The sequence below is a fragment of the Pseudomonas sp. ICMP 8385 genome (assembly GCF_002699915.1).
GTDB lineage: Bacteria > Pseudomonadota > Gammaproteobacteria > Pseudomonadales > Pseudomonadaceae > Aquipseudomonas > Aquipseudomonas gessardii.
Map to the genome: position 1 here is coordinate 1 of NZ_LKBY01000002.1, position 25107 is coordinate 25107.

The 25107-nt window shown below is 60.9% G+C and carries 25 protein-coding genes and 1 pseudogene; 17 read left to right on the forward strand and 9 right to left on the reverse strand.

The window, feature by feature from the left end; translation table 11 throughout:
- Positions 1–612: 612 nt before the first annotated feature.
- The gene (locus AO268_RS02795) at positions 613–1509 is read right to left on the reverse strand and encodes a LysR family transcriptional regulator (protein ID WP_099167853.1); all 897 of its coding nucleotides are present in this window, start codon (positions 1507–1509) and stop codon (positions 613–615) included.
- A gap of 109 nt (positions 1510–1618) precedes the next feature.
- Between AO268_RS02795 and AO268_RS02800 the strand changes: the two genes are divergently transcribed.
- The 8 genes from AO268_RS02800 to rpoS all read left to right on the forward strand — a co-directional run bounded on the left by AO268_RS02800 (position 1619) and on the right by rpoS (position 8737).
- Complete coding sequence (locus AO268_RS02800) at positions 1619–2731, forward strand: S-(hydroxymethyl)glutathione dehydrogenase/class III alcohol dehydrogenase (protein WP_076962184.1); 1113 nt, start codon at positions 1619–1621, stop codon at positions 2729–2731.
- 8 nt (positions 2732–2739) lie between these two features.
- Positions 2740–3585: an S-formylglutathione hydrolase gene (gene fghA / locus AO268_RS02805; protein ID WP_099167854.1), complete on the forward strand. Its 846-nt coding sequence runs from the start codon at positions 2740–2742 to the stop codon at positions 3583–3585.
- A 54-nt stretch (positions 3586–3639) separates the two neighbouring features.
- Entirely contained in the window at positions 3640–4113 is a 474-nt protein-coding gene (gene ispF, locus AO268_RS02810) for a 2-C-methyl-D-erythritol 2,4-cyclodiphosphate synthase (RefSeq protein ID WP_029297241.1), read from the forward strand.
- Positions 4110–5168 carry a tRNA pseudouridine(13) synthase TruD gene (gene truD, locus AO268_RS02815; protein WP_099167855.1) on the forward strand — a complete coding sequence of 353 codons (1059 nt, stop codon included), beginning with the start codon at positions 4110–4112 and terminating at the stop codon, positions 5166–5168. The genes ispF and truD overlap by 4 nt, the downstream gene beginning before the upstream one ends.
- The gene (surE, locus tag AO268_RS02820) at positions 5156–5905 is read left to right on the forward strand and encodes a 5'/3'-nucleotidase SurE (protein WP_076962187.1); all 750 of its coding nucleotides are present in this window, start codon (positions 5156–5158) and stop codon (positions 5903–5905) included. The genes truD and surE overlap by 13 nt, the downstream gene beginning before the upstream one ends.
- Before the next feature lie 41 nt (positions 5906–5946).
- Positions 5947–6582, forward strand: a complete 636-nt coding sequence (locus AO268_RS02825; RefSeq protein ID WP_169865481.1) for a protein-L-isoaspartate(D-aspartate) O-methyltransferase — start codon at positions 5947–5949, stop codon at positions 6580–6582.
- A gap of 211 nt (positions 6583–6793) precedes the next feature.
- Positions 6794–7627 carry a peptidoglycan DD-metalloendopeptidase family protein gene (locus AO268_RS02830; RefSeq protein ID WP_076962200.1) on the forward strand — a complete coding sequence of 278 codons (834 nt, stop codon included), beginning with the start codon at positions 6794–6796 and terminating at the stop codon, positions 7625–7627.
- Positions 7628–7732: 105 nt separating this feature from the next.
- A complete protein-coding gene (gene rpoS / locus AO268_RS02835; RefSeq protein WP_038446486.1) occupies positions 7733–8737 on the forward strand; it encodes an RNA polymerase sigma factor RpoS in 1005 nt (334 codons plus the stop codon).
- 226 nt (positions 8738–8963) lie between these two features.
- Here the strand turns inward: rpoS and AO268_RS02840 are convergent, their stop codons facing one another.
- A complete protein-coding gene (locus tag AO268_RS02840) occupies positions 8964–9173 on the reverse strand; it encodes a cold-shock protein (RefSeq protein ID WP_002554837.1) in 210 nt (69 codons plus the stop codon).
- Between the two features lie 390 nt (positions 9174–9563).
- Between AO268_RS02840 and dcd the strand changes: the two genes are divergently transcribed.
- Positions 9564–10130 (forward strand): dCTP deaminase, encoded by a 567-nt coding sequence (dcd, locus tag AO268_RS02845; RefSeq protein ID WP_003219273.1) that lies wholly within the window; start codon positions 9564–9566, stop codon positions 10128–10130.
- Between the two features lie 107 nt (positions 10131–10237).
- A complete protein-coding gene (locus tag AO268_RS02850) occupies positions 10238–10435 on the forward strand; it encodes a hypothetical protein (protein WP_076962188.1) in 198 nt (65 codons plus the stop codon).
- A gap of 70 nt (positions 10436–10505) precedes the next feature.
- On the opposite strand, the gene AO268_RS02855 is transcribed toward AO268_RS02850, so the two are convergent.
- The 5 genes from AO268_RS02855 to AO268_RS02875 all read right to left on the reverse strand — a co-directional run bounded on the left by AO268_RS02855 (position 10506) and on the right by AO268_RS02875 (position 15279).
- Positions 10506–12947 carry a penicillin acylase family protein gene (locus tag AO268_RS02855; RefSeq protein ID WP_099167856.1) on the reverse strand — a complete coding sequence of 814 codons (2442 nt, stop codon included), beginning with the start codon at positions 12945–12947 and terminating at the stop codon, positions 10506–10508.
- A gap of 227 nt (positions 12948–13174) precedes the next feature.
- A complete protein-coding gene (locus AO268_RS02860; protein WP_099167857.1) occupies positions 13175–13819 on the reverse strand; it encodes a glutathione S-transferase N-terminal domain-containing protein in 645 nt (214 codons plus the stop codon).
- Between the two features lie 155 nt (positions 13820–13974).
- Positions 13975–14181 carry an SEC-C metal-binding domain-containing protein gene (locus AO268_RS02865; protein WP_099167858.1) on the reverse strand — a complete coding sequence of 69 codons (207 nt, stop codon included), beginning with the start codon at positions 14179–14181 and terminating at the stop codon, positions 13975–13977.
- Positions 14178–14669: an LEA type 2 family protein gene (locus AO268_RS02870; protein ID WP_076962192.1), complete on the reverse strand. Its 492-nt coding sequence runs from the start codon at positions 14667–14669 to the stop codon at positions 14178–14180. Before AO268_RS02870 ends, AO268_RS02865 begins: the two co-directional genes overlap by 4 nt.
- A gap of 139 nt (positions 14670–14808) precedes the next feature.
- Positions 14809–15279, reverse strand: coding sequence for a YchJ family protein (locus AO268_RS02875; RefSeq protein ID WP_076962193.1), 471 nt, complete (start codon positions 15277–15279; stop codon positions 14809–14811).
- A gap of 244 nt (positions 15280–15523) precedes the next feature.
- Here AO268_RS02875 and AO268_RS02880 point away from each other — a divergent pair, with 244 nt between their 5' ends.
- Together AO268_RS02880 and AO268_RS02885 are read left to right on the forward strand one after the other, a co-directional pair.
- On the forward strand, positions 15524–15820 hold the full coding sequence (locus tag AO268_RS02880) for a type II toxin-antitoxin system MqsR family toxin (RefSeq protein WP_099167926.1): 297 nt from the start codon (positions 15524–15526) through the stop codon (positions 15818–15820).
- A 2-nt stretch (positions 15821–15822) separates the two neighbouring features.
- The gene (locus tag AO268_RS02885; protein WP_099167859.1) at positions 15823–16224 is read left to right on the forward strand and encodes a type II toxin-antitoxin system MqsA family antitoxin; all 402 of its coding nucleotides are present in this window, start codon (positions 15823–15825) and stop codon (positions 16222–16224) included.
- 76 nt (positions 16225–16300) lie between these two features.
- Here AO268_RS02885 and AO268_RS02890 read toward each other — a convergent pair whose 3' ends face one another.
- Positions 16301–16798, reverse strand: coding sequence for a DUF6231 family protein (locus AO268_RS02890; protein WP_076962194.1), 498 nt, complete (start codon positions 16796–16798; stop codon positions 16301–16303).
- A 190-nt stretch (positions 16799–16988) separates the two neighbouring features.
- On the opposite strand from AO268_RS02890, the gene AO268_RS02895 reads away from it, so the two are divergent.
- Positions 16989–17684 carry an OmpA family protein gene (locus AO268_RS02895; protein ID WP_099167860.1) on the forward strand — a complete coding sequence of 232 codons (696 nt, stop codon included), beginning with the start codon at positions 16989–16991 and terminating at the stop codon, positions 17682–17684.
- Positions 17685–17874: 190 nt separating this feature from the next.
- Complete coding sequence (locus AO268_RS02900; RefSeq protein WP_099167861.1) at positions 17875–18660, forward strand: hypothetical protein; 786 nt, start codon at positions 17875–17877, stop codon at positions 18658–18660.
- A gap of 109 nt (positions 18661–18769) precedes the next feature.
- Here the strand turns inward: AO268_RS02900 and AO268_RS02905 are convergent, their stop codons facing one another.
- On the reverse strand, positions 18770–19234 hold the full coding sequence (locus tag AO268_RS02905; RefSeq protein WP_076964785.1) for a CopD family protein: 465 nt from the start codon (positions 19232–19234) through the stop codon (positions 18770–18772).
- A gap of 99 nt (positions 19235–19333) precedes the next feature.
- On the opposite strand from AO268_RS02905, the gene dinG reads away from it, so the two are divergent.
- The 3 genes and pseudogenes from dinG to AO268_RS02920 all read left to right on the forward strand — a co-directional run bounded on the left by dinG (position 19334) and on the right by AO268_RS02920 (position 24992).
- The gene (gene dinG, locus AO268_RS02910; protein ID WP_032858113.1) at positions 19334–21478 is read left to right on the forward strand and encodes an ATP-dependent DNA helicase DinG; all 2145 of its coding nucleotides are present in this window, start codon (positions 19334–19336) and stop codon (positions 21476–21478) included.
- 89 nt (positions 21479–21567) lie between these two features.
- Positions 21568–23781, forward strand: a pseudogene (locus AO268_RS02915) (beta-galactosidase); the annotation flags it as partial.
- A 65-nt stretch (positions 23782–23846) separates the two neighbouring features.
- Entirely contained in the window at positions 23847–24992 is a 1146-nt protein-coding gene (locus tag AO268_RS02920) for a serine hydrolase domain-containing protein (RefSeq protein WP_099167927.1), read from the forward strand.
- The last annotated feature ends 115 nt before the right edge of the window (positions 24993–25107 follow it).

Below are 25107 nucleotides of genomic sequence, written 5' to 3' on the forward strand. Positions count from 1 at the left end.
CCCCAGATCACCCGCCATACTCCGGCCGCCCAGCCAGCCCTCCCACACTCGACTGCATGTGCCTGCTGGAATGCGGTCAAGTGTGGGAGCTGGCTTGCCTGCGATGAGGCCAGGCCTGACACCCCAGATCACCCGCCATACTCCGGCCGCCCAGCCAGCCCTCCCACACTCGACTGCATGTGCCTGCTGGAATGCGGTCAAGTGTGGGAGCTGGCTTGCCTGCGATGAGGCCAGGCCTGACACCCCAGATCACCCGTCATACTCCGGCCGCCCAGCCAACCCTCCCACATTCGACTGCATGTGCCTGTTGGAATGCGGTCAAGTGTGGGAGCTGGCTTGCCTGCGATGTGGCCAGGCCTGACACCCCAGATCCCCCGCCATACTCCGGCCGCCCAGTCAGCCCTCCCACATTCGACTGCATGTGCCTGTTGGAATGCGGTCAAGTGTGGGAGCTGGCTTGCCTGCGATGAGGCCAGGCCTGACACCCCAGATCACCCGCCATACTCCGGCCGCCCAGTCAGCCCTCCCACATTCGACTGCATGTGCCTGTTGGAATGCGGTCAAGTGTGGGAGCTGGCTTGCCTGCGATGAGGCCAGGCCTGACACCCCAGATCATCCGCCATACTCCGGCCGCCCAGCCAACCCCTCCTTCAAGAACTCCACCAACTTGCGCACCTTCGGCGATAAATGCCGCTGCTGCGGGTACAACGCCCACACCGCCGTATTCGGCGGTTGATGGCCCTCCAGCAATGAAACCAGCGCGCTGCTGTGCAAGTGCTCCAGCACGTAATAATCCGGCAACTGACACAACCCCACCCCCTGCAACGCCGCATCCAGCACTGCTTGCCCACTGTTGCAGCGCCAGTTTCCCTGCACCCTTTGGGAGAATTCGCGCCCATCCTGGGCCAATTGCCAAATATCCGAGCTGCCGATCAGGCAGTTGTGCCGGCTCAGTTCCGACAAGCTATGTGGGCGTCCATACCGCTCCAGGTAGGATGGCGATGCGCACAGATACATGCGTCGCGGCGCCAGGCGGCTGGCGACCATCCGCGAATCCTGCAGGCGGCCCAGGCGGATCGCCAGGTCCAGGCCCTCATGCACCAAGTCGAGGGGGCGGTTGCTCAGTTCGATATCCACGCGCAATTGCGGATACAGCCCCATGAAACGCGTGACCAGCGGCACAATAAAGCGTTCGCCATAAGCCACGGCGCAGGTCATGCGCAACATGCCCTTGGGTTCGCTGGTCAGGTCGCCTACGGCGCGCAGGGCTTCTTCGCGCCCATCCTGTAGGCGTTGACAGTGTTGCAGGAAGGTCTGCCCGGCCTCGGTCAGCGTGACACGCCGGGTGCTGCGGTAGAGCAGGCGGGTTTGCAGGCGTTCTTCCAGGCGTGCCACCTGGCGGCTGATATGGGACGAGGACACGCCCAGGCGTTCGGCGGCCGCGGTAAATTGGCTGCACTCGGCCACGGCGACGAACTCATCGATGCCTTCCCAGCGGTTTTCCAGCATGGTGATTATCCCAGTACAGCAATAATGTTTTGCTTTTGCCTGGATTATTAATCAAAGAGCCCTGTTTTACACTGCCCGTCTCACTTTTAAAGTTCCTGGAGAAACCCGGATGATCAAGTCACGCGCCGCTGTCGCCTTTGAAGCCAAGAAACCGCTGGAGATCGTGGAAGTGGATGTGGCCATGCCCAAGGCCGGCGAAGTCCTGTTGCGCGTGGTCGCTTCCGGGGTGTGCCATACCGACGCCTACACCCTGTCGGGTGCCGACCCGGAAGGCATCTTCCCATCGATTCTCGGCCACGAGGGCGGCGCGGTCGTCGAAGCGATTGGCGAGGGTGTGACCTCGGTCGCGGTGGGTGACCATGTGATCCCGCTGTACACCCCGGAATGTGGCAAGTGCAAGTTCTGCCTGTCGGGCAAGACCAACCTGTGCCAGGCCATCCGTGCGACCCAGGGCAAAGGCCTGATGCCGGACGGTACTACGCGCTTCTCCTACAAGGGGCAGCCGATTTTCCACTACATGGGCACGTCGACCTTTTCCGAATACACCGTGTTGCCGGAAATCTCCGTGGCCAAGATCCCCAAAGAAGCCCCGCTGGAAAAAGTTTGCCTGCTGGGCTGCGGCGTCACCACCGGTATCGGTGCGGTGATCAACACCGCCAAGGTCAAGCCGGGCGACACCGTGGCCATCTTCGGCCTGGGTGGGATCGGCTTGTCGGCTGTGATCGGTGCGGTGAAAGCCAAGGCCGCTCGTATCATCGCCATCGACATCAACCCGGCCAAGTTCGAGATCGCCAAGCAACTGGGCGCCACCGACTGCATCAACCCGAAAGACTACGACCGGCCGATCCAGGATGTGATTGTCGATTTGACCGACGGTGGCGTGGACTTTTCCTTCGAGTGCATCGGCAACGTCCAACTGATGCGTGCGGCCCTTGAGTGCTGCCACAAAGGCTGGGGCGAGTCGGTAATCATCGGTGTCGCCGGGGCTGGCCAGGAAATCGCCACCCGTCCATTCCAACTGGTGACCGGTCGCGTCTGGCGCGGTTCGGCCTTTGGTGGCGTGCGTGGCCGCAGCGAGTTGCCAAGCTATGTGGAAATGGCCCAGACCGGCGAAATCCCGTTGGATACCTTCATCACCCACACCATGGGCCTGGAAGATATCAATAAGGCATTCGACCTGATGCATGAAGGCAAGAGCATTCGTACCGTCATCCATTTCTGAGGTCGGCCATGAGTCTGCAAAACCTGTCATGCCAGAAGAGCTTCGGCGGCTGGCACAAACGCTATAAGCATCATTCCGATGTGCTCGATTGCGATATGACCTTCGCCGTCTACCTGCCACCGCAGGCGGAGCAGGGTGGCAAGCTGCCGGTGTTGTACTGGCTGTCGGGGCTGACCTGCACCGATGAGAACTTTATGCAAAAAGCCGGCGCGCAGCGCATGGCGGCTGAGCTGGGGATGATCATCGTCGCCCCGGACACCAGCCCCCGTGGGCCGGGTGTGCCGGGCGACACGGACAATGCCTGGGATTTTGGCCTGGGTGCCGGGTTTTACTTGAATGCCACGCAAGAACCCTGGAGCAAGCACTATCGGATGCATGACTATGTCGTGCAGGAATTGCCGGCGTTGGTTGAAGCTCATTTCCCGGCGTCCGACAAGCGCGGCATCAGCGGGCATTCAATGGGCGGCCACGGTGCGTTGGTGTGCGCCTTGCGCAATCCGGGGCGCTACCAGTCAGTGTCGGCGTTTTCGCCGATCAACAATCCGATGGATTGCCCTTGGGGGCAGAAGGCTTTTGCCCGCTACCTGGGGGAAGAGCGCTCCAAGTGGCGCGAATGGGACGCCTGCGTGCTGCTCAGCGAAGCCTCGGAAAAACTGCCACTGCTGGTCGACCAGGGCGATCGCGACGACTTCCTCGCCACCCAACTCAAGCCCGAGGCCTTGCAACACGCCGCCAAGGCCGCCGGCCATCCGCTGGAGCTGCGCCTGCAACCGGGCTATGACCACAGCTACTTCTTTATCGCCAGCTTCATCGAGGACCACTTGCGTCATCATGGACGTGCTTTGCTCGGTTAATGTCCGGCAAAAGTAGGTAGAATCACGCCCTGAATTAACTCGGGGCGTTTTTTTATGCGTATTGGCCACGGCTATGATGTGCACCGTTTCGCCGAAGGCGACTTCATCACCCTGGGCGGCGTGCGCATTGCGCACCACCATGGGTTGCTGGCTCATTCCGACGGCGACGTTGTGCTGCATGCCTTGAGCGATGCCTTGCTCGGCGCGGCGGCGTTGGGGGATATCGGCAAGCACTTCCCGGACACCGATCCCACCTTCAAGGGCGCGGACAGCCGCGTGCTGCTGCGGCATGTGGTCGGCCTGATCCATGCCAAGGGCTGGAAGGTCGGCAATGTTGATAACACCATCGTCGCCCAGGCACCCAAAATGGCCCCGCATATCGAATCGATGCGCGCAGTGATTGCCGCCGACCTGCAAATAGAACTGGATCAAGTCAACGTGAAAGCCACCACCACCGAAAAGCTCGGGTTTACCGGTCGTGAAGAGGGCATTGCGGTGCACTCCGTCGCCTTGTTGCTGCGCGCATGAACGACCTGCAACTATTGGGCCCGCGGGCCTATGGCGAGGCACTGGGCAGTGCGGTGCTCAAGGCGACAGCCGAAGATTTCCAGGTCGATGAAGTGCTGGATATCCCGCTGACCGGCGAGGGTGAACACCTGTGGCTGTGGGTGGAAAAGCGCGGCCTGAACACCGAGGAAGCGGCGCGGCGCATTGCCAAGGCTGCCGGCGTGCCGTTGCGCACGGTCAGCTATGCCGGCCTCAAGGACCGCCAGGCGTTGACGCGCCAGTGGTTCAGCGTGCAGTTGCCGGGCAAGGCCGACCCGGACCTGAGCGCGGCGCAAAACGACACCCTGAAAATCCTCAAGACCGCCCGCCACAAGCGCAAGTTGCAGCGTGGCGCGCATGCGGCCAACGGTTTTACCCTGCGCCTGACCCAGCTGGCCGGCGACCACGGCGCGATCGATGCGCGCCTGCAATTGATCGCCAAGCACGGTATCCCCAACTATTTCGGCGCCCAGCGCTTTGGCCACAACGGCGGCAACGTCGTCGATGCCCGCGACTGGGCGGCCCGCAAGGCCTTGCCGGAACAGCGCAATGTGCGTTCGCGCCTGCTGTCGACCGCGCGCAGCTTTGTGTTCAATAAGGTGCTGGCGGCGCGGGTGGCCGATGGTTCATGGCAGCGTGCCCAGGTCGGTGACCTGCTGGCATTCACCGACAGCCGTAGCTTTTTCCCGGCCGGTGAGGCGCAGTGCAGCGATCCGCGCCTGGCTATCCTCGACCTGCATCCCACCGGCCCACAGTGGGGTGAAGGCGATTCGCCCGCCGCTGGCGCCACCCATGAGCTGGAGCAAGCCGTCGCCGCGAGCGAGGCGCACCTGTGCGAGTGGCTGGCCAAAGCCGGCATGAGCCAGGAACGGCGCATTCTGCGACTGCCCATTGGCGGGTTGACGTGGCATTATCCCGAGACTGACATTCTGCAATTGGAATTCGTCCTGCCGGCCGGATGCTTCGCCACTGTCTTGGTGCGCGAGCTTGTTGATCTGGTGCCGGTGGGGCAGACGGACAGCCCATGCGTATTCTGATATCTAACGACGACGGGGTCACCGCACCCGGCCTTGCCGCGCTTTATGCTGCGCTGGCGGATTACGCCGAGTGCGTGGTGGTTGCCCCGGACCAGGACAAAAGCGGCGCCAGCAGTTCGCTGACGCTCGACCGTCCCTTGCACCCGCAGACGCTGGCCAACGGCTTTATCAGCGTTAATGGCACGCCGACCGATTGCGTGCACCTGGCCATCAACAGCTTGCTGGCCGATGAGCCGGACCTGGTGGTGTCCGGGATCAACCTGGGCGCCAACCTGGGCGATGATGTGCTGTATTCCGGCACCGTGGCGGCGGCCCTTGAGGGGCGTTTCCTGGGGCGCACGGCATTTGCCTTTTCGCTGGCGTCGCGGCAGGTGGATAACCTGGCCACTGCGGCGTATTTTGCGCGCAAACTGGTGGAGGCCCATGGCACTCTGGTGCTGCCGCCGCGTACGGTGCTCAACGTCAATATTCCCAATCTGCCCCTGGACCATATTCGCGGCATCCAGTTGACCCGCCTGGGCCACCGCGCCCGCGCTGCGGCACCGCTGAAAGTGGTGGATCCCCGTGGCAGGGAAGGCTACTGGATTGCCGCAGCGGGCGACGCCGAGGATGGCGGGCCGGGCACGGACTTTCATGCGGTGATGCAAGGTTATGTTTCGATTACCCCGCTGCAACTCGATCGCACCTTCAATGATGCCTTCGGTGGTCTCGATCCCTGGCTGGAGGGGCTGCGCTGATGGCTCGTGAACAGGACGACCTGTTGCGCCGGGGCATCGGCATGACCTCCCAACGCACCCGTGAGCGTTTGATCCAGCGACTCTATGAAGAGGGCCTGTCCAACGCCCAGGTGTTGGAAGTCATCCGCCGTACCCCGCGCCATCTGTTTGTCGATGAGGCCCTGGCCCATCGCGCCTACGAAGACACCGCGTTGCCCATTGGCCATAACCAGACCATCTCCCAGCCTTATATGGTGGCGCGGATGAGTGAGCTGCTGTTGGCGGCGGGGCCCCTGGACAAGGTGCTGGAGATCGGCACCGGCTCCGGCTACCAGACCGCCGTGCTCTCGCAATTGGTGGAGCGGGTGTTCTCGGTCGAGCGGATCAAGGTATTGCAGGACCGGGCCAAGGAGCGCCTGGTGGAGTTGAACCTGCGCAATGTGGTGTTCCGTTGGGGCGACGGCTGGGAAGGTTGGCCGGCACTGGCACCCTACAACGGCATCATCGTGACGGCCGTGGCCACCGATGTACCCCAGGCGCTTCTCGACCAGTTGGCCCCAGGTGGGCGTCTGGTGATTCCAGTGGGCTCGGGGGAAGTGCAACAACTGATGTTGATCGTGCGCGAAGAAGAGGGTTTTTCGCGGCATGTCCTGGGGGCGGTGCGTTTCGTTCCGTTACTCAATGGCCCGCTGGCCTGATCATTTATCACGGCGTACTGAATTCTATTGTCGGGTATGTGTCTTACAGCGGGGTTCGTTGAGTCAACATCAAGTTGGGTAGTTATTAAACGAGATGAATTTTTCGTTTCTACCTTGTTGCCGGTTAAAGTCCGGCAGCCAGTTATACTTGCGACATATTTCAAGCCTGATACAGGCGTTCATGTTTCAGCCACCACAAAGGGAGCGGCGGGTGAGTCTCACGGTCATTGCGCAGCGTATGAGTAAAACGAGCTTTCAGCGACTGGTGATTGGCCTTGTCTTGAGTTCCTTGTTGGCGGCCTGCTCCAGCACTGGTAGCGGGGCGCGGGTAGTCGACCGCAATAATGCGGCGCCACAACGGCCTACGGTAACCACCGGGCAATACGTGGTGCGCAAGGGCGATACGATGTTTTCCATCGCCTTCCGTTATGGCTGGGATTACAAGGCGCTGGCCGCACGTAACAACATTCCCGTGCCCTATACGATCCATCCGGGGCAAACTATCCGTTTCGATGGACGCACGGGGTCGGCGCCCACGGCAGTTGTGACAAAATCCGGTTCGTCGGCCTCTTCTTCCAGTAGGACGACGGTCTTCACCCGGCCTGCAGGCACCGCTGCGCCTAAGGTTGCGAGCAAGCCGGCACCCGCGCCGTTGCCGCCTGCGGGACCGGCGCCGACCGGTTGGGGATGGCCCTCAAATGGCATCCTTATTGGAAAATTCTCTTCAAACGGTAGTTTGAATAAAGGCATTGATATCGCCGGGGATTTGGGACAGCCTGTTTTAGCTGCGTCTGATGGGACTGTTGTATACGCCGGGAGTGGTTTACGGGGCTACGGCGAATTGGTCATCATCAAACACAGCGATACCTACGTCAGTGCCTACGGTCATAACCGCAGGTTGTTGGTTCGGGAGGGGCAGCAGGTCAAAGTCGGACAGACAATTGCCGAAATGGGGTCGACTGGTACAGACCGGGTGAAACTGCACTTTGAGATTCGCCGCCAAGGTAAACCTGTAGATCCACTGCAATTCCTACCCCGGCGTTGATGTGTTGTCAGCCTGTTCCCTCACGTAGAAGGAACAGGCTCCAGCGTTGCCAAGGATAAAGGCGTCGCTTGAGCTTGAGGTCGAACTCACCAAAGGACTATAACAATGGCTCTCAGTAAAGAAGCGCCGGAGTTTGACATCGACGATGAGGTTCTCCTTATGGAGACCGGCATCGGTACGGAATCGATGTCGAATGAGGGACCCGCTGTACCTTCAGTTCGTACCAAGTCCAAAAACTCCACAGCGTTAAAACAGCATAAGTATATTGATTACACCCGGGCGCTCGATGCGACCCAGTTGTACCTCAATGAAATCGGCTTTTCCCCCTTGCTCACTCCCGAAGAAGAAGTCCATTTTGCGCGATTGTCGCAAAAGGGCGATCCGGCTGGGCGCAAGCGCATGATTGAAAGCAACCTGCGCCTGGTGGTGAAAATCGCCCGACGCTACGTCAATCGTGGGCTGTCCCTGTTGGACCTGATCGAAGAGGGCAACCTCGGCTTGATCCGGGCGGTGGAGAAGTTCGACCCCGAGCGGGGTTTCCGCTTCTCGACCTACGCGACGTGGTGGATTCGCCAGACCATTGAGCGCGCAATCATGAATCAGACCCGGACCATCCGGTTGCCGATTCATGTCGTCAAGGAGCTTAACGTCTACCTGCGGGCAGCACGTGAGCTCACCCAGAAACTGGATCATGAACCTTCGCCTGAAGAGATCGCCAACCTGCTGGAAAAACCAGTGGGAGAGGTCAAGCGCATGCTGGGTCTTAATGAGCGTGTGTCTTCGGTCGATGTCTCGCTGGGCCCGGATTCGGATAAAACCCTGCTGGACACCCTGACGGATGACCGACCAACGGATCCGTGTGAGCTGTTGCAGGACGATGACTTATCACAGAGTATCGACCAATGGCTTTCAGAGCTGACGGACAAGCAGCGCGAGGTGGTGATTCGCCGCTTCGGCCTGCGTGGCCATGAAAGCAGCACCCTGGAAGACGTTGGCCTGGAGATCGGCTTGACCCGTGAGCGGGTACGGCAGATCCAGGTGGAGGGTCTCAAGCGCTTGCGGGAGATCCTGGAGAAGAATGGCTTGTCGAGTGAGTCGTTGTTTCAATAGCGGCTTGTAAGATGGCGATAAGAACGCCCGGTGCATGGGAATGCACCGGGCGTTTTGCTATGCACTGATCGCGCCCACGCTCTACGTAGCGCCTCTTGTGACGTTCTGCGTCGCATGGGGGACGCGGAGCGTCCTGGGCTGCATTCCTACGCGAAGCGTAGGAACGATCAGGCATAAAAAAACCCCGCTTTTAAGGGCGGGGTTCTTTCGACTAAGTCAGTACAAGTTAGATAACTTGAACTTCTTCAGCTTGCATGCCTTTCTGACCGCGGGTAGCGATGAAAGAAACCTGTTGGCCTTCTTTCAGGCTTTTGAAGCCGTCGGATTGGATAGCTTTGAAGTGAACGAACAGGTCGTCACCGGATTGTGGAGTGATGAAGCCGAAGCCTTTTTCATCGTTGAACCACTTAACGGTACCAGTTTGGCGATTAGACATGGTGTATCTCCTTGGACAAAGTTAACTGCGACTCAGGAAAAGCCCTGGCCGAGACTGAGTGCAAAGAGCAGGAAAAATTCTTGGAGATGGTTGGATCGAAATTCAACATCGTGTAGAGATTCTCAGTGACACAAGCAGCACAGTGGCGCCACCTTAACCCTTTTTCTGGAACGTGCCAATGGTATTTCCGAAGGTTTCTCTATTTTCGTGACTGGCGGCGCGCTTTGCAGGCCCGCGCCCCGTCAATTCAGGGGCTGGCCCGATCTTTACGGCTGACAGTGCCCCGGCGCAACTTAATCAAGAAAAACCCCCGCCTCCTTTGAACCGCGAGGCCAGCCCCGGTAAGATGCCCAACAGAATTTTTCCACCTCGCTATTCAGGACACCCGCCATGAGCATCAAATCGGACAAGTGGATTCGCCGCATGGCGCAAGAGCACGGCATGATCGAACCCTTCGTCGAGCGCCAGATGCGCGGAGAGGGCGCCGAGCGCCTGATTTCGTTCGGGGTTTCCAGCTACGGCTACGATGTGCGTTGCGCCGATGAGTTCAAGGTGTTCACCAACATCAACTCGGCCACCGTCGATCCGAAAAACTTCGATGAAAAGAGCTTTGTCGATGTGAAGAGCGACGTGTGCATCATCCCGCCAAACTCTTTCGCCCTGGCGCGTACCGTCGAGTTCTTCCGCATCCCGCGCAATGTCCTGACCATCTGCCTGGGCAAGAGCACCTACGCGCGCTGCGGCATCATCGTCAACGTGACCCCGCTTGAGCCGGAATGGGAAGGCCACGTGACCCTGGAGTTCTCCAACACCACCACCTTGCCGGCCAAGATCTACGCCAATGAAGGCGTGGCGCAGATGCTGTTTTTTGAATCCGATGAAGAGTGCGAAGTGTCCTATAAGGACCGGGGCGGCAAGTACCAGGGCCAGCGCGGCGTCACTCTGCCACGCACCTGATAGAAACGTCTTACAGTACAAGGGAATTTGTCAGCGGGCAGGCACTCTATTGGGTGTACTGCCTCGGCGCGTGCACAGCGCGCCGAGCCACGCTTGAGGAGTACCCTATGAAGCTCGACCCGCGAATCAGCGCCGAACTTGCCCGGTTGGAACCCAATCAGATTGGTGTTCTGGCCTGGTCCCTGATGGCCGACCCCGCCGCCGGCGGCATCCCGGGCCAGCCTGACCCCGATACCCCGGAACAACCCACCGAGCCTGGTGTGCCGACCCTGCCGGACGAGCCACCTCCCGCGCCAGTGGCCTGATAGACCTCCCACAACCGCCCTGTAGCCGCTGGGGCGCGGCTGCGGCTGCGGGTAGGCCGTAGAACCGGCTTTATTTTCCCGGGACCAGGGTCAATCGGGTCTTGCCATACACCTTGTCAAGGTTCTGCGGCTGCATCGGGAAGCTCAAATATTGTGCCTTGAGCCACGGATCGATGCCGTTCACATAGTTCGGGCTGGCCGGGTTGCCGGATTGGCCGATCCCGCCCTGGCCCATCATCGGTTCCACCTGGCCAAAATCCACAATCATGCGCAGGGCCTGGACCTGGGTGGTGGCGAAATCCTGCCCCCAGTTGTAGGGCGCAGCGTTCAACGTGGTGTGATCGCCGCCTGCTGCCAATGGGCCGCGCAGGGTCTGGCCGCGGGTGTTTTTCCAGGTGTAGCTATGCAACTTGCCCCATTGCCAGGCTTTGTGATCCGCACCCAACTGGCTGTCGCCGGCGGTGATCGTGGCAGCCAGGCTACGGGCGAGAATCGCCGGTTTGTCTTCTTTGGCCGGGGTACGCAGGTCGTCCCAGAAGGGGCTGTCTTCACGCCCTAGCAGATGGTCGGCCTGGGCCGCGTAGGACAGGTTGGCGTTGCTGACAAAGGCTTTCCAGGTGGCGCTGGTTTGCGGGCCCAGTTCGTCGAGGAAAATCTGCCTGGCGCTTTCCTGCAGGAACAATTGGTAGATCGCGGCGTCGGCCGACGTGGCGGCCAGGCGCCCGTCGAACGCCATCAGGCGGCCCAGGGCTTGCTGGGCCTTGGTCCGCTCGGCGGCGGGCAGGGCATCGATCGCCTGTTTCAATGGCTGGGCCATGCCCGGCGCCTGGAACATGCTCTTGAGTTTGGCGGCGAACAGCGTGGTCTGGTCGTACTGCATGGCGATCACGCTGCGGCTGTCGTGCTTGCCGTTGCCGGCCAGTTGCGCCAGGCGTTCGCTGCGCTCCGGCGCGGCCCAGGAGTTGGACAGTTGCATGCCATAGCCATGGGGCACGCTGCGCTGGTTGGCCGTGCCGACCCAACCCTGTGGCGGGTCCTGGTCATAGGGGTGCAGCATCGCGTCGGCGTAGCCATCCCAGTCAAAGCGCCCGTCCCAGCCCGGCGAGGGCAGCAGGCCTTCGCCTTCGCGGCGGTTGGGGAAGCGCCCGGTGACCTGCCAGCCGATATTGCTGGCATCGGCAAATACCATGTTCAGGGCGATGGCCCGAATCTCGCGGCTGGCGTCCGAGGCTTTTTCCACGTTCTGCGCCCGGGACAGGTCGAAGAACGCATCCAGGCTCTTGTCATCCTTGAAGTCGGCGGTTTGCAGGGCCAGGCCGTAGCCGCTGCTCAGCGACTGGGCGCTGTTGAGCAGCGGCCCGTGGCGGGTTTCGTACACCGCCTCGCGAATCGGCCGCTGGCCCTTGGCGAAGAAGGTTTCGTTACGCACGATGGCCGGTAGCCATTTGCCGTTGTGCTCGTAGTACAGCGCGCCGCCCTGGCGCTTGACCTTCTCCAGGAACAGGTCCTGGGTATCGCCGGACACCTGGCTCATGCTCCAGGCCACCTTGCCGTTGAAGCCCGAGAGCAATGTAGGAATCCCGGCAAGCGACACCCCAGCCGCCTGGTATTTTGGTGCGCGGATTTGTACGAAATTCCACAGGGACGGCGCCTGCATCGGTGTTGACAGGTCGTTCGCCAGCAGGCTGCGGCCACTGCGGCTGCGTTGCGGGGCGATGGCCCAGTTGCTGGAGGTGGAAACCCCAAGGGTGTTGAGGCTGGCCAGGTGCTCGTTGATGTTGTTGAGCGTGGCAAGGCCAGGAATTTGCCCGAGGTTGATGCCCTTGAGCTTGTCGGACTCGGCCACCGGCAGTGGTTCGTCCGGGTAGCTTGGGGTCAGCCAGGCGAGTTTGTCGGCGCCGACTTTTTGCGCCAGGACCAGGGCGGACAACTCTTCCTGCAGGTTGGCCGACTCGCTGAAATTGAGCAGGCAGAACAGCAGCGCCGAATCCTCCGGCTTCCAGTATTCGGGCTTGTAGCCGGTCTGGGCCAGGTCTGCCGGCAGTTTGTCACGGTAGCGGAACAGGTAGGCGTTGACCCCGCGCGCATACACTTCAAAGAAGCGCTTGAGGCGCGGCGACGAGGCGTTGTACAGCTCGCTGGCGCTTTTTTTCAGGTTGACGGCGCGCATGAAGCGGTCCACATCCAGCACGTCCGGCCCGGACATTTCCGCCAGGCGGCCCTGGGCCAGCAGGCGCAGGGTGACCATCTGGTTGATCCGGTCGCTGGCGTGCACATAGCCGAGGGTGAACAGCGCGTCGTGGAAGGTATTGCTTTCAATCAGCGGCATGCCCTGGTTGTTGCGCCGCACGGAAACATTCTGCGCCAGGCCCTTGAGCGGCTGCACGCCGGAAACGGGAGGCAGGGTGTCCTGGCTGTTCAGTGACTGGCAACCGGCCAGGCCCAAGGCACTGGCCATTGCCGCGGCAACGCCGAACCGGGGAAGAAAATGTGAGAGGGCTGGCGAGGCCATGGCAAAGCTCCTGCGGGGGTAACGTCAGTAAAGGCGCTACGTTAGTGAGCGCGGCGAACCGACGCAAGCGGGAGGCGCTGCTAATTTTCAGGATTTGATTGAGCAAATGTGGGCGCTGTCGGGCTTTAGCGAGACGGCGATAGGATCACCGCGCGGTATCTGGCCGACCGCAGCGCCTGCATCGCCGCCTCACCGGGGCTCGACGGCTCCCACAGGGGGAGTGTGTATCAGGATTTTGGCGGGTTGACCTTCTGCACCAGGTCATAGGCCCGCACCGTCGCCGGACGTTCCTTGATCAGGTTGAACCAGCGATGCAGATGGGGGAAGTCTTCCAGGCGCTGGCTTTGCCACTTGTGGGAAACGATCCACGGATAGATCGCCATATCGGCAATGCTGTAGGCCTCGCCGGCCACGAAGCTGCGGTCCGCCAGGCGCCGGTCCAGCACGCCATAGAGGCGCGCGGTTTCATCGACGTAGCGTTTGATGGCGTAGGGGATTTTTTCCGGGGCGAACTGGCTGAAATGGTGATTCTGCCCGGCCATCGGGCCCAGGCCGCCCATTTGCCAGAACAGCCATTGCAGCACTTCCTGGCGACCGCGCAGGTCCTTGGGCAGGAACTGGCCGGTTTTTTCCGCGAGGTACAGCAGGATGGCGCCGGATTCAAACAGGGAAATGGGCGCGCCACCATCGCTCGGCTGCTGATCGACAATGGCGGGTATGCGGTTGTTGGGCGCGATTTTCAGGAAGTCTGGCTTGAACTGGTCGCCCTGGCCGATGTTGATCGGATGCACCTCGTAGGGCAGGCCGGCTTCTTCCAGGAACAACGAAATCTTGTGACCGTTGGGGGTGGTCCAGTAATACAGGTCGATCATGAAGCTCTCCAGGATTGGTGATGCTTGAACGGGCAGGACGCCCGCTGATGTGCCTGTAGGTATAGGTAATGCTCGACCAGGGAAAATTCAATGAAACATTTGCATCTATCGATATAACTGCAGGAGCCGGGTTACCGACTCCTGCAGGATGTGTATCAGGCGCCGTGGCACTTCTTGAACTTTTTGGCGCTGCCGCATGGGCATGGATCGTTGCGGCCAACGTCTTTCAGGGCGTTGCGCACCGGTTCCTGGTGGGCATGGCCGCAGTTCGGGCCGTGCACATGGCCTTGGTCGTGATCGTGATCGTGATCGTGGTGATCGTGGTTGCAGTCAGGACCATGGACATGGGGTTGCTGGGTCATTGGTGTCGCTCCGGAATAAAATCGCCGGGGATTATCTCGCCATTGCGTATCACGTGCACGTCGTTACCGATGAATAATCCGGTTTTCAGCTCACCTTCCAGGCGATAGGGGATGGGACGGTCCGGGTTTTTCAACAGGTCGGCGATTTCCCGCACCTGTGGCCACAGGTTGGTGCGCACCGTGACCTTGAAAAATCCCCGGCCATGGGGCGGTATGGTCAGCCACTCGTCGGACTCGCCTTCGGTCAGCTCCACGTCAGCCAGGCTGATCTTGTAGATCAGGCCGCGCACGGTGAGGTCCGAGTCGCCACGGTTATCCACTCGAAAATGCAGCTTGAACTTCTGCTCCAGCAGCTTGGCGCGTACCAACTCGACCTTGACCAGGTGGGTTTGCGGTGGCGGCGTCTCATCGGCGAACCACGAGGCACAGCCCGAGAGGCCAACGGTCACTGCGAGCAGGCAGCTATAGGCGAATAACCGGCTAACCATGGCGTGATCCTGTAGGAGCGAGCTTGCTCGCGAAAGGCGTTAACGATAACGCACACAGCCTGGATAAACGCGGTGTCCTTACAGTGCTTTGTCGGAACGCCGCCCTCAGACAAGCCCGGGCCTACAAAGAACCGGTTTTTTACAAATAGCCGGAACAGCACTTCTTGAACTTCTGCCCACTGCCACACAGGCAGGCATCATTGCGCCCGCTCTTCACCTCCACCGTAGGATCAATAAAGTACCAGCGCCCATCGTTCTGTACGAAGGATGACTGTTCCCGGTGGCTGTGTTCGCCGGTGCTGTCATGCCAGCGCGCGGTAAAGGTGACGAAGGCATGTTCCGGCTGCCCGCCAAACACCTCGGAACTTTCCACTTCCAGGCCCAGCCAGGTGCTTTGCGCGCTCCAGGCCCCGATGGCATTCCGGTCCAGGCCGCTTTGCTGCGCCGGTAGCGTGGTCGCCACCAGATAGTCCACCAGTCCCAGTACATAGGCGCTGTAGCGTGAACGCATCAACGCGGTGGCGCAGGGCGCAGGGTGGCCAGTGTGGTAATGGCCGCAGCAGGCATCCAGCAGGTTGCCGCTGCCGCAGGGGCAAATGGATGTACTCATGGTTACCACCAAAACGCTCCAAAGTTTTCCAGATACTACAGAGGATCATAGGGGAACTCGACGGCCAACGGGCATGAGAGCGCTGACCTTTCTTTTCATTCCTTGAGACATTTCGTCGCTGGCTCGCCGAAAGTCGCTGAGGTTCCATTGGCATTCGAGTGTTTGAGCTCAGTGCTACCCATGGAGCAAGGATAGGTGGATTAACCTATTTGCCAAATTAAAACCAATTAGGTTAATGTCGAACATGGAGAAGAAGACACCTCATTGCAAGCTGGCTAGCGTCAAGGCCCTGATTGACGCTGGGAAGGTGCGTACCACGAACGCAGCCCGAGCCGGTGCCGATCTCCTTGATCTTGATCTTGGCGAGATGCTGGCTGTAGTCCAGGCTCTTGAACCAGCGGATTTTTACAAAAGCATGACGACCTACGCTGATCACACGATATGGCAAGACGTGTACAGACCACACACGAAGGTGGGGAATCTATACCTGAAACTCACGGTTATCGAAGATGTGCTAATCGTGTCCTTCAAGGAGCTATGAATATGAAATGTCCTGTTTGCGGCGCTGCGGAGTTGGTCCATGACACCCGCGATATCCCCTATTCATACAAGGGCGAAACCATTGTGATTGTGAATGTGGCGGGGGACTTCTGCCCGTCCTGCGCCGAGTCAATCCTGGATCTGGCTGAGTCGGATCGTGTGATGAAAGAGATGCGCGCATTCTCTAAACAGGTCAATGCAGACCTCGTGGACCCCGGCTTTATTACCCGGGTGCGTAAGAAGCTGGCCCTGGATCAACGAGAAGCGGCTGAGATATTTGGAGGAGGGGTCAACGCCTTCTCGCGCTATGAGAACGGTAAGACGAAACCACCGTTAGCCCTCATAAAGCTTCTTAAGGTGCTCGATCGTCACCCAGAGTTACTCAACGAGGTCCGAACGGCATAGGGATGTTACCCTGAAGGCCTTCTCCTGATATCCAGCCGGTTGCCACTGCGGCCGCAGTCAATGGATATGCCTGTGGTTACCACCAATACTTTCCAAAATTTTCCGGGTTGGCCCAGAACCGGGCGTTCAGCCAGTCCGGTACCTGTTTGTATTCAAGCAGATCGTAGGTAAACAGCGTCAGTACCTGATTGTCGCGGCAAAACTGTTCGCTGGTCTGCAGGGCCAGGGAGAAAAAGTCGGTGTCCTTCCAGCCGCAGGCAGCCAGGTCGGCGAGTACTGCGATGCGGCTGGCGTTGAGGTTGCGCACCCCGCCCAGCAGCTCCAACCCTGCACGTTTTGACAGGTGCTCCAGGCAATCGACCACCAGGGCCAGGTCAAAGCGCTGGGCGGCCAGTTCGCCAGGCAATGGCCCTGGCCCTGCGACGCAGACGACGGTCTCAGGGTGCGCCTGCTGGAACGCCTCCAGCGCCGGGAAGTGGCTGGAGCCCAGGACCAGCAGGCGTTTGGGGGCTTGGCGATCAAGCAGGGCCGCGAGTGCTTGCTGTGGCGTACGGGAAGAATTGCCGGCGGTCATCGAAGATCCTCATATCAGAACCATGAAGACTAGCCTGCTTGAGCGTGCGGGCCTAGAGCCGGCGCTGGCCTGTTGCTCGGTAAAAGCCGCCTTGGCCAATGAATACGGGGGTTTGGCGGGCTGGCGCAGATGAAAAGAGCGGTCTTTACTCCACCTATCGGCTTGCGGCCGATCCCTCAGGAGAAAGCAAATGAGCATCATGCGGACAGCTCTACCCTTGGTTCTGCTAACCGGAGTATTGACAGGTTGCGCAGGCTTGCAAAAAACCGACTGGCCCACCTGTGCGGCCCTTGGCGGTGTTACCGGTGCGGCACTGGGCGCGACCGAAAGCTCGTCATGGGCCGGCGGTGGCGCGTTATTGATTGGCGGCATGGCCGGCGCCTATTGCTGGGTCCATGGCGACGGTGACGAGGACGGCGATGGCGTACCCGACAGCCGTGACCAGTGCCCGGGCACCCCCAAAGGCGTACAGGTCGATGCCAATGGCTGCCCACCGGTGCCTGAGGCGGTTGTCGTGGAAGAAGTAGTGGTGGTCCGGGAAGAGACCATTGTGATTCGTGATGTACGCTTCGAGTTTGACTCGGCCCGGCTGACGGCGGCGGATAAAACCAAGCTCGACACGGTCGCCACGCGCCTGAAACAGGAGGCTCCGGGTGCCCGGTTGCGGGTCAGTGGGCATACCGACAGCGTCGGTAAAGATGCCTACAACCAGAGGCTCTCGGAAAAACGCGCCCATTCGGTGACCGATTACCTGGTCCGCTCCGGCGTGCCCCGCAGCAACTTTGTCTCGGTGACGGGCGCCGGCGAGACCCACCCGGTGGCCGATAACAAAACCGCCGACGGTCGGGCCCAGAACCGCCGTGTGGAAATCCAGATCAACCGTTAAGGGGTTCCCTCCTTGCCCCTGGGTGGCTTCAGGGGCATTTCTGACGGCAATTTCCGACAAATCTCGCCGTTCCAGATGCCAAGTCGCAGCCTCCCCAAGTTTTTTAATCCTTCACTGGCAAATCGCCTGTAGAACTCGTTACTGTGCGCCCAAAGAATAATGTGAAGGAGACAGGGGCATGGGGTTATCAATGATCGAAACAGCACGGCAGCCACTCACGCGTAAGGTTTTTTTCCTGGTCCTGCTGGTCAGCCCTATTGCCCTGGCTGAGAGCGTCAGTGTCGAGACCCACTCGTTGTTGCGCTTGCCCAACAGCACCAGCGTGCTGCAGTTGGAGCGCCTGGAAGTTGCCGACTACGGCACTTTGTTGATTCCGGCGAATATCACCCAGGTCACGGTCGACGAGCTGCATCTGGGCCGCGAGGCGCGGATCACCATCGTGCCCAGCGCCTCGGCCCTGCAATTGCAGGTGCGGCATGCCCAGTTGGAACATGGCAGCCAGATCACCTCCCGTGGCGCGCCCGGCACCCATGAAAAGCCGGCCAAGCCGGGGCGTGACCTGAGCTTGCGGATCACCCAATTGAGCGCGGATGAACTGTCGGTCGATGCCCGTGGTGGCACGGGTGCCCAAGGCTATGCCGGCCTGGATGGCGCCAATGGCGAAGACCCAGGATGCACGTGGGGATCGGCCGGGCGTGGCGCCAATGGTGACAACGGCGGTGACGGGCTGCCGGGTGCGGCGGGCGCGGCAGTGCGCATCGAGTTGCCGCAGGATTATCCGCGCGAGCAGATCAAGGTCTGGGTCGATGGCGGTGCTGGCGGCTTGCCAGGTGTTGCCGGCAAGCCAGGTAAGGGCGGGCAGTCCAAGGGTTGCCTGGTGTACCGCGCCGATGGCGGCGAGGCGGGCCGGCCGGGGGTGGAAGGGCAGGCCGGGCCGGGGGGCCCTGCCGGTACGGTCACTATCCAGCGGCTTTGAGCTATCGGCAGCGGCCCCATCGCGGGCAAGCCCGCTCCCACACTTGATTTGCGAACCCATTCAAAATGTGGGAGCGGGCTTGCCCGCGATGGGGCCTTGAAGCACAACCTCAGAACATCGGCCGAGCCGAAGCCACTGCCACCACCACCAACCCGACAAGTAGATTTACCCCCACCAACCGTCGAATCTGCCCCAGCGCCGCTGCGCCCGCCGGCCAATCCTCTGCGGCCACCGCTGCCCGCAGTTCCGGCAACTTCAAGGCCTGGATGCGGATAAACAGCGCCGTCATCACCACATACAAGCCCATCATCACCTGTACATAGCGCGGCGCGGTTTCAAAGCCGTTGAAGCGCAATTGCAGCAAGCCGACACCACTGATCGGCAAGATCAATACGGCCACCCAGACCCACACGAAAAAACGCTGAAACACATTCAGCCACAGTTTCAGCCGTGGAGGGCCGTCGAGCGCCGCCATTGCGGCCGGGCGCAGGATCATCCAGGCGAAAAACATACCACCGACCCAGACCAGGGCGGCCAAGACATGCAGGGTGTAGGCAAGGCTAAAGACGGTCATTGAGGTACTCCGTTCTGCGCGGGATTAATTAGCGGGGTATGATAGCGGCCGATCCGAACCACTGAAAATTTATCCAGCGTTTTTTGCGCCCGACTATCCATGATCAGCACTGAACTCAAAACCACGATCCAGGGCGCCTACTCGCGTTTTCTCGAAGCCAAGAGCTTGAAACCGCGCTACGGCCAGCGCCTGATGATCGCCGAAGTGGCCAAGGTCCTCGGGGATATCGACACCGACGACGAAGGCCGGCGCAGTGGCGACCCTGCGGTCGTGGCCGTCGAGGCCGGCACCGGTACCGGCAAGACCGTGGCCTACAGCCTGGCGGCGATTCCCACTGCCAAGGCCGCCGGCAAGCGCCTGGTGATTGCCACCGCCACCGTGGCCCTGCAAGAGCAGATCGTCTACAAAGACCTGCCGGACCTGATGCGCAACAGCGGCCTGAGCTTCACCTTTGCCCTGGCCAAGGGCCGTGGCCGCTATATGTGCCTGTCCAAGCTGGATGTGCTGCTGCAGGAAGGCCATGCGCAAACCGCCACGGCCTCGCTGTTTGAAGAAGAAGGCTTCAAGATCGAGGTCGATGAAGCCAGCCAGAAGCTGTTTACCAGCATGATCGAGAAATTGGCCGGCAATAAGTGGGACGGCGACCGCGACAGCTGGCCCAATGCCCTGGAAGACGCCGACTGGGCGCGCCTGACCACCGATCATAGCCAATGCACCAACCGCCACTGCCCCAACTTCGGCCAGTGCGCCTTCTACAAGGCCCGCGAAGGCATGGGCAAGGTTGATGTGATCGTCACCAACCACGACATGGTCCTCGCCGACCTGGCCCTGGGCGGCGGCGCCGTGCTGCCCGACCCACGCGATACCCTGTACGTGTTCGATGAAGGCCACCACTTGCCGGACAAGGCCATCGGCCACTTTGCCCACTACACGCGCCTGCGTTCCACCGCCGACTGGCTGGAAACCACTGCCAAGAACCTCACCAAGCTGCTGGCCCAGCATCCGCTGCCGGGCGACCTGGGCAAGCTGATCGAGCAGGTGCCGGAGCTGGCGCGGGAGATCAAGACCCAGCAACAGTTCATGTTCAGCGCTTGCGAGCAGGTGGCGGACTTCAAGCCCGGCGAAGACGTCGAAGGCCGCGAACGGCCACGCCACCGCTTTGTCGGCGGGCTGATCCCCGAGCATATGCGCGAGATGGGCGTGGAGCTGAAGAAAGGCTTCTCGCGTCTCACCGACTTGTTCACCCGCCTGACCGACCTGCTCAAGGAAGGCATGGACGGCGAGGTCAATATTGGCATCGCCAGCAACCAGGCCGAAGAATGGTACCCATTGTTTGGCAGCCTGTTGTCCCGTGCCCAGGGCAACTGGGAGTTGTGGACGGCTTTCACCGTCGAAGACCCGGAAGACAACCCGCCCATGGCCCGCTGGCTGACGCTGTCGGAAAGCGGCGCGCTGTTCGATATCGAAGTCAACGCCAGCCCGATCCTGGCGGCGGAAATGCTCCGCCGCAACCTGTGGAACGTGGCCTACGGCGCCCTGGTGACCTCGGCCACCCTGACTGCCCTGGGCACCTTTGACCGCTTCCGCATGCGCGCCGGCTTGCCGAAAAAAGCCGTCACCGCAGTGGTCCCCAGCCCGTTCCATCACGCCGACGCTGGCGTGCTGCGGGTGCCGGACCTCAAGGCCGACCCACGGGATGCGCCGGCCCACACCGCGGCCATCATTCGTGACCTGCCGTCGCTGGTGGAAGGTTCCAAGGGTACCCTGGTGCTGTTCTCGTCACGCAAGCAGATGCAGGACGTGTTCGACGGCCTTGACCGTGACTGGCGCAAGCAGGTGTTTATCCAGGGCAACCTGTCGAAACAGGAAACCCTGAACAAGCACAAGGCGCGGGTCGATGGCGGGGACTCCAGCGTGCTGTTCGGCCTGGCCAGCTTTGCCGAAGGTGTCGACTTGCCGGGGGCCTACTGCGAACACGTGGTGATCGCCAAGATCCCGTTCTCGGTGCCGGACGATCCGGTGGAGGCCGCGCTGGCCGAGTGGATCGAAGCCCGTGGCGGCAATCCGTTCATGGAAATCTCGGTGCCGGATGCCTCGTTGAAGCTGGTCCAGGCCTGTGGTCGCTTGCTGCGTACCGAAGAAGACCGGGGCACCATCACCTTGCTCGACCGCCGTCTGGTCACCCAGCGCTATGGCAAGGCAATCCTGAATGCCTTGCCGCCGTTCCGGCGCGAAATTTCTTAAGCCACCGTGGGTGAATTCACCCACTTCGTGGTCTACCTCATATCAAGTCATCAGGCCATTCACCGGCCGATTGGGAGAACCTTGTTCGTATGATCCGCACGCTGCCTGCTCTTTTTGCCCTGTTGTTCGCCGCGCCATTGCTGGCCGCGCCGGCGGGGCAACAGACACTGTTCAACTTTGTCCGGCCGGCCGATGTGGTCAAGGTGGCGACCCAGGACGCCAGCTTGCCGCAATACAACGCCGAGCAGACCCCCGAAGGCGAGGTGCTGCGCCGCATCACCTTTAACCCGGCGGCGGAGCCGAGCCTGGTGCTCAGCCCACAGAACGGTGTGTGGGACTGGTCGCAATCGAGTGCCATGAGCCTGCGTATCCAGAGCGCGATGGACTGGGCGCTGACGTTGTACGTCAAGGTGCAGAGCAGCGACGGCAAGACCCTGGTCAGCCGTATCGATCTGCCGGCGGGGCCTGCGCAAACCCTGCTGGTGCCGCTGCAAGCCAATTCGCCCTTGAGCCAGGGCATGAAGGCTGGCCCTCCCATGCCGATCACCGTGGACGGGCAGCGTGTGATGCTGGCCGCCAGTGCTGGCGAAATCGATCGCAGCCAGGTGGTCTCGGTCACCCTGTCGATGCTCAAGCCCACTGCGCCGCAAAGCATCCTGCTGGAGCGCTTTGGCGTGCAGGACAGCGAACCGGTGCTCAAGGCCGCCTACAGTGAACTGGTGGATGCCTACGGGCAGTCCACCCGCGCGCGCTGGCCGGAAAAAGTCAGCAGCGACGAGCAGTTGAAAGCCGCTGCCGCCAAGGAACAGCAACAGCTCAAGGGCTGGCTGGCGGAACGGGACAAGAGTGCCCTGGACACGTTCGGCGGCTGGACCAAGGGCCCGGCCTTTGACGCCAGCGGTTTCTTCCGCACCGAAAAGCGCGATGGGCGCTGGTATCTGGTGACGCCGCAAGGGCATCCGTTCTATTCCCTGGGTGTCAACACCGTGGCGGCGGACAGCAGCCAGACCTATGTGGCTGGCCGCGAGTGGATGTTTGGCGCATTGCCCAAGGCCGGTGAGCCCTTCGCCACGTATTACGGCAAGGGTGATAACCGTAGCGGCAATGGTGCCGGCCTTGGGCGCGGTTTTGATGCGGGCCGCTGGTACGATTTCTACGGCGCCAACCTGCAGCGTACCTACGGCACCGAAGGCTTTGACCAGAAGCGCTGGGTCGGCCACACCCTCGATCGCCTGCAAGCCTGGGGCTTCAACACGGTCGGTAACTGGAGCGCCCCGCAACTGGGGGACGCTGAGCGCGTGCCTTACACCTTGCCCCTGTCGATCATTGGTGATTACACCAGTATCAGCACTGGCATCGACTGGTGGGGCGGCATGCCCGATCCCTTCGACCCGCGCTTTGCCATGGCCACCGAGCGGGCAGTGGCGATTGCCACCCGTGACCATCGCGATGACCCTTGGTTGATCGGCTTCTTTGCCGATAACGAGCTGGCGTGGGCCGGCCCAGGTGACGATGCGAAATCCCGCTATGCCCTGGCCTACGGCACCCTGCGCATGACCACCGATGTGCCGGCCAAGCGCGCATTCCTCAAGCAACTGCGTGACAAATACCGCAACGAAGAGGGCCTGTCCAAAGCCTGGGGGATCCACCTGGCTGGCTGGGAGTTGATGGAAGATCCAGGCTTTGAGCCGCCGATGCCCAGCCTCGAGCACCCGGAAATCGAGGCCGACTTCCAATACTTCCAGAAGACTTTCGCTGACGCCTACTTCAAGACCATCTCCGACGCGCTGAAATGGCATGCGCCCAACCAGTTGCTGCTGGGCGGCCGCTATGCGGTCAGCACCCCGGAGGCGGTGGCGTCCTGCGCCCAGTATTGCGATGTACTGAGCTTCAATATGTACACCCTCAAGCCCCAGGACGGTTATGACTTCGCCGCCCTGCGCGCGTTGGACAAGCCGGTGTTGATCAGCGAGTTCAACTTTGGCTCGGCCGACCGTGGCCCGTTCTGGGGCGGTGTCACGCCATTGGCCAGGGAAGAGGCGCGGGGCACGGCTTACGCGAACTTCCTCAAGCAAGCCATGGCCGAACCGTCGATTGTCGGCGTGCACTGGTTCCAGTACCTCGATCAGCCGGTAAGTGGTCGTTTGCTGGACGGTGAAAATGGCCATTTCGGCCTGGTGGGGATCACCGATGTGCCGTTCCAGGGGTTTGTCGACAGTGTGCGCAAGAGCAACCTGGCGACGATCCAGCAATTGGCCCGGGAAGCCGAAAAGGCCAAGGTCGCCCAGGCTGCCACGGGTTCCCAAACCCAGTAATGACTGGAACAATGGGCGCCACTTTACGTAGGTCTTTTTCGAGGGGGATGCCGGTGCAGATTCAGGGTCATTACGAGCTTCAATTTGAAGCAGTGCGTGAAGCCTTCGCCGCACTGTTTGACGACCCTCAGGAGCGCGGCGCGGCGCTGTGTGTGCAGGTTGGCGGCGAAACCGTCCTCGATCTGTGGGCCGGCACTGCCGACAAGGACGGTGCCCAGGCCTGGCACAGCGATACCATCGCCAACCTGTTCTCCTGCACCAAGACATTCACCGCCGTCACCGCCCTGCAACTGGTTGCCGAAGGCAAGTTGCAGCTGGACGCCCCGGTTGCCAACGATTGGCCGCAGTTCGCGGCGGCAGGCAAGGACAACATCACCCTGCGCCAACTGCTGTGCAATAAGGCCGGGCTGCCCGCGCTGCGTGAAATATTGCCCGCCGAAGCCCTGTATGACTGGCCGTTGATGACGGCCGCCCTGGCCGCCGAAGCGCCCTGGTGGACACCCGGCGAAGGCCATGGCTACGCCGCCATTACCTATGGCTGGCTGGTCGGTGAGCTGCTGCGCCGCGCCGATGGGCGTGGGCCGGGGGAGTCGATTGTGGCCCGGGTTGCCCGCCCGCTGGGCCTGGACTTTCATGTCGGGTTGGCGGACGAAGAGTTTTATCGCGTTGCCCACATTGCCCGGAGCAAAGGCAATATGGGGGATGAGGCCGCCCAACGGTTGTTACAGGTCACCCTGCGTGAGCCCGAAGCAATGACTACCCGGGCGTTTACCAATCCGCCTTCTATACTAACCAGCACTAATAAACCCGAGTGGCGTCGCATGCAGCAGCCTGCGGCAAATGGGCATGGCAATGCGCGCAGTTTGGCCGGGTTTTATAGTGGTTTACTGGACGGAAGTTTGTTGGAAGCCGATATGCTTGAACAACTGACCCGTGAGCACAGTATCGGGCCGGATAAAACCTTATTGACGCAAACCCGTTTTGGCCTGGGTTGTATGTTGGACCAGCCAGGCGTGCCCAATGCGACGTTCGGCCTTGGCCCACGTGCATTTGGGCATCCTGGGGCTGGGGGCTCCGTGGGCTTTGCCGATCCAGAATATGATGTAGCCTTTGGTTTCGTGACCAATACACTGGGGCCGTATGTACTTATGGACCCGCGCGCGCAAAAGTTGGTAAGAATATTGGCCGGTTGTCTGTAAATAGCTTGCGGTCTGGCGTTTTTTTGTTAAAAAGGCACCTACAAAAGGCGCTGGCAAAATGTTGTTACTTAAATCTTCTTGAAGCGTCTGTTTAACGAGTCATCAAGACTCCTGT

What these genes read in the sequence shown, in the direction of transcription:
- rpoS (WP_038446486.1), top strand. Translation starts at nt 7,733, where the DNA reads ATGGCTCTCAGTAAAGAAGCGCCGGAGTTTGACATCGACGATGAGGTT.
- AO268_RS02890 (WP_076962194.1), bottom strand. Translation starts at nt 16,798, where the DNA reads ATGACCGCCGGCAATTCTTCCCGTACGCCACAGCAAGCACTCGCGGCC.
- AO268_RS02880 (WP_099167926.1), top strand. Translation starts at nt 15,524, where the DNA reads ATGGAGAAGAAGACACCTCATTGCAAGCTGGCTAGCGTCAAGGCCCTG.
- AO268_RS02875 (WP_076962193.1), bottom strand. Translation starts at nt 15,279, where the DNA reads ATGAGTACATCCATTTGCCCCTGCGGCAGCGGCAACCTGCTGGATGCC.
- AO268_RS02870 (WP_076962192.1), bottom strand. Translation starts at nt 14,669, where the DNA reads ATGGTTAGCCGGTTATTCGCCTATAGCTGCCTGCTCGCAGTGACCGTT.
- fghA (WP_099167854.1), top strand. Translation starts at nt 2,740, where the DNA reads ATGAGTCTGCAAAACCTGTCATGCCAGAAGAGCTTCGGCGGCTGGCAC.
- AO268_RS02905 (WP_076964785.1), bottom strand. Translation starts at nt 19,234, where the DNA reads ATGACCGTCTTTAGCCTTGCCTACACCCTGCATGTCTTGGCCGCCCTG.
- AO268_RS02795 (WP_099167853.1), bottom strand. Translation starts at nt 1,509, where the DNA reads ATGCTGGAAAACCGCTGGGAAGGCATCGATGAGTTCGTCGCCGTGGCC.
- AO268_RS02800 (WP_076962184.1), top strand. Translation starts at nt 1,619, where the DNA reads ATGATCAAGTCACGCGCCGCTGTCGCCTTTGAAGCCAAGAAACCGCTG.
- AO268_RS02900 (WP_099167861.1), top strand. Translation starts at nt 17,875, where the DNA reads ATGATCGAAACAGCACGGCAGCCACTCACGCGTAAGGTTTTTTTCCTG.
- AO268_RS02850 (WP_076962188.1), top strand. Translation starts at nt 10,238, where the DNA reads ATGAAGCTCGACCCGCGAATCAGCGCCGAACTTGCCCGGTTGGAACCC.
- AO268_RS02825 (WP_169865481.1), top strand. Translation starts at nt 5,947, where the DNA reads ATGACCTCCCAACGCACCCGTGAGCGTTTGATCCAGCGACTCTATGAA.
- AO268_RS02865 (WP_099167858.1), bottom strand. Translation starts at nt 14,181, where the DNA reads ATGACCCAGCAACCCCATGTCCATGGTCCTGACTGCAACCACGATCAC.
- surE (WP_076962187.1), top strand. Translation starts at nt 5,156, where the DNA reads ATGCGTATTCTGATATCTAACGACGACGGGGTCACCGCACCCGGCCTT.
- AO268_RS02885 (WP_099167859.1), top strand. Translation starts at nt 15,823, where the DNA reads ATGAAATGTCCTGTTTGCGGCGCTGCGGAGTTGGTCCATGACACCCGC.
- AO268_RS02860 (WP_099167857.1), bottom strand. Translation starts at nt 13,819, where the DNA reads ATGATCGACCTGTATTACTGGACCACCCCCAACGGTCACAAGATTTCG.
- ispF (WP_029297241.1), top strand. Translation starts at nt 3,640, where the DNA reads ATGCGTATTGGCCACGGCTATGATGTGCACCGTTTCGCCGAAGGCGAC.
- dcd (WP_003219273.1), top strand. Translation starts at nt 9,564, where the DNA reads ATGAGCATCAAATCGGACAAGTGGATTCGCCGCATGGCGCAAGAGCAC.
- dinG (WP_032858113.1), top strand. Translation starts at nt 19,334, where the DNA reads ATGATCAGCACTGAACTCAAAACCACGATCCAGGGCGCCTACTCGCGT.
- AO268_RS02895 (WP_099167860.1), top strand. Translation starts at nt 16,989, where the DNA reads ATGAGCATCATGCGGACAGCTCTACCCTTGGTTCTGCTAACCGGAGTA.
- AO268_RS02855 (WP_099167856.1), bottom strand. Translation starts at nt 12,947, where the DNA reads ATGGCCTCGCCAGCCCTCTCACATTTTCTTCCCCGGTTCGGCGTTGCC.
- truD (WP_099167855.1), top strand. Translation starts at nt 4,110, where the DNA reads ATGAACGACCTGCAACTATTGGGCCCGCGGGCCTATGGCGAGGCACTG.
- AO268_RS02840 (WP_002554837.1), bottom strand. Translation starts at nt 9,173, where the DNA reads ATGTCTAATCGCCAAACTGGTACCGTTAAGTGGTTCAACGATGAAAAA.